This window comes from Mycobacterium sp. (assembly GCF_049683935.1).
Taxonomy (GTDB): Bacteria; Actinomycetota; Actinomycetes; order Mycobacteriales; family Mycobacteriaceae; genus Mycobacterium.
Genome location: NZ_JBAUJR010000337.1, coordinates 1 through 2559, shown reverse-complemented (window position 1 = coordinate 2559; position 2559 = coordinate 1). Strand labels below are relative to the sequence as shown.

The window sequence follows — 2559 nt, the reverse complement described above, 5'->3', positions numbered from 1 at the left end:
AGGCATGACAGCAGACGGGGCTCTGACGGGAAAGGTCGCTCTGGTGACCGGTGGCGCCCGCGGGATCGGTCGCGGGATCGCGCTGCGACTCGCGCGCGACGGCGCCGACATCGCGCTCGTCGACGTCCGGTCCGAGGGGATCAACGCCGTCGCCGACGAGATCACCGAGATCGGTTGCAAGGCAACCACCTTTGTCGCTGATGTCAGTGATCGCGAGCAGGTGTTCGCCGCAGTCGACCATGCCGCCGGTGCGCTGGGTGGGCTGGACATCATGGTCAACAACGCCGGGATCGCCCTGGTCGGACCGATCGCGGAGGTCACGGCCGAGGAGGTCAACCGGGTCTGGTCGATCAACGTCAACGGCGTGCTGTGGGGCACCCAGGCCGCCGTCGCGAAGTTCAAGAAACTGGGGAACGCCGAGAAGGGACGAGTCAGCAAGATCATTAATGCGTCGTCGATCGCCGGCCACGACGGTTTCGCCATGCTGGGCGTGTACAGCGCCTCGAAGTTCGCAGTGCGAGCGCTCACCCAGGCCGCCGCCAAGGAACATGCGGCCGACGGCATCACCGTCAACGCGTACTGCCCGGGTGTCGTCGGCACCGACATGTGGGTCGAGATCGACAAGCGCTTCGCCGAACTGACCGGCGCCGCAGAGGGCGAGACCTACGACAAGTTCGTCGGCGGCATCGCGCTGGGCCGGGCCGAGACGCCCGACGATGTGGCGGGCTTCGTGTCCTACCTGGCCGGCCCGGACGCCGACTACATGACCGGGCAGGCCGGTCTCATCGACGGCGGCCTGGTTTACCGCTGAGATGCGGCGCACACTGGGCACCGATGCAAGGTTCGCCCGTGCCTGAACCCGCAGTGGCCGTCGGTGAGGATCCGCGCAGCTACGCGCGGTTGATGTCGGCTGTGTACGACGCGACGATGGCGGGCCACCGCGCGCCGGCCCGGCCGCGTGAGGTGATCGGCGATTCCTGGCAGCGGCTGATCGCCCGCGGGATCGACCCCGACGTCGGCACCGAACCGGTGGTGGAGACGGGCGCCCTGGAGATGCTGCGGCGTGCGTCCGGGCTGATGGAGGTGCTCGACGAGATCTCCCACGGCCTCGAGTCGCTGGTCGCCGAGGGTGCGAACATCCTCGTGGTCGCCGACGCGAAGGGCCGGGTGCTGTGGCGCTCAGGCTCTCCCGCGGTGCTGATGAACGCCGACCGCTTGGGGTTCGTCGAAGGCGCCAATTGGGGTGAGGGTTCGGTGGGGACCAACGCCATCGGCACCGCGCTGGTGTCCCAGCGGGCGGTGCAGGTGTTCTCCGCCGAGCATTTCCTGCGCAGCCATCATTCGTGGACCTGTGCGGGCGCGCCGATCCGGGATCCGAGAACCGGGCAGGTGATCGGCGTCGTCGACGTGTCCGGTCCGGCGCCGACCGTGCACCCGACGACCATCGCGCTGGTGGACGCGGTCGCCCGGCTGGCCGAGTCGCAACTGCGTCAGGAGCATGACCGCACGCTGAACAGGCTGCGGGCGTTCGCGGCGCCGATTCTTGCGCGGATGGGCAGCCCGGCTCTGGCCGTCGACACCGACGGTTGGGTCGCCGCCGTCGACGCGATGCCGCTGCACAATCGGATTCTGCTGCCCGAACAGCTGGTGCCCGGCCGGGTGCGGTTGGCCACGCTCGGGCTGTGTGCGGTCGAACCCCTGCCCGGCGGATGGCTGGTGCGGCCTGCGATCGGGGACGACGGGGCGGACTCCGACCACGTGTCGCAGGTGATGTTGGATTTCAGCAACCCCGACACGGCGTCACTGCGGGTGACCGGCGAGTCCGGTAGCTGGCGGCATGATCTGTCGCTGCGGCACGCCGAAATCCTTCTCGCCCTGGCGATTTCGCCGCAGGGTCGGTCGGCGCCGCAACTGGCCGAAGATCTCTACGGAGACCGGTCGCGGGTGGTGACGGTGCGTGCGGAGATGTCGCGGCTGCGTAAACAGTTTGCCGGGTTGCTCGCCGCGCAGCCGTATCGCTTCGGCGGATCGGTGCACCTCGACATCCGCTATCCCGACGACCGCCGCATGCTGCTGCCGCCGTCGACGGCGCCCGCGGTCAGGACTGTCCGAATGGGGGGCGTGCCGCAGAACCTCGTGGAGGACAATGGCTGACGTGGACACTCCCAATCGCGCACTGGTCACCGAAGCCGCCGTCGACCTGCTGCGGAGTCTGCAGCAGCGCCACGGCGCGCTGATGTTCCACCAGTCGGGTGGCTGCTGCGACGGATCGTCGCCGATGTGTTACCCCGACGGCGACTTCATCGTCGGTGACCGCGACATCCTGCTGGCGGTGCTCGACGTCGGCGACGGTGTGCCGGTCTGGATCTCCGGTCCCCAGTTCGACGCCTGGAAGCACACCCAGTTGGTGATCGACGTGGTGCCCGGCCGCGGCGGCGGGTTCAGCTTGGAGGCGCCCGAAGGCAAACGCTTCCTGTCCCGTGGCCGGGCGTTCACCGCGGACGAGAACGGCGCACTGGAAGCGGCCGCGCCGGTCACCGGCGCGGACTACGAACGCGG

General features: G+C 69.1%; 3 protein-coding genes. All 3 read left to right on the top strand.

The window, feature by feature from the left end; translation table 11 throughout:
- Nucleotides 1-4 precede the first annotated feature (4 nt).
- Complete coding sequence (locus tag WA965_RS19725; protein WP_526447983.1) at nucleotides 5-811, top strand: acetoin reductase; 807 nt, start codon at nucleotides 5-7, stop codon at nucleotides 809-811.
- 23 nt (nucleotides 812-834) lie between these two features.
- On the top strand, nucleotides 835-2154 hold the full coding sequence (locus WA965_RS19720) for a GAF domain-containing protein (RefSeq protein WP_526302777.1): 1320 nt from the start codon (nucleotides 835-837) through the stop codon (nucleotides 2152-2154).
- Between the two features lies 1 nt (nucleotide 2155).
- The coding region (locus WA965_RS19715; RefSeq protein ID WP_526447982.1) for a DUF779 domain-containing protein at nucleotides 2156-2559 on the top strand (404 nt) is incomplete at its 3' end.

Coding starts and splice junctions, on each gene's coding strand:
- WA965_RS19720 (WP_526302777.1), top strand. CDS start 835: ATGCAAGGTTCGCCCGTGCCTGAACCCGCAGTGGCCGTCGGTGAGGAT.
- WA965_RS19725 (WP_526447983.1), top strand. CDS start 5: ATGACAGCAGACGGGGCTCTGACGGGAAAGGTCGCTCTGGTGACCGGT.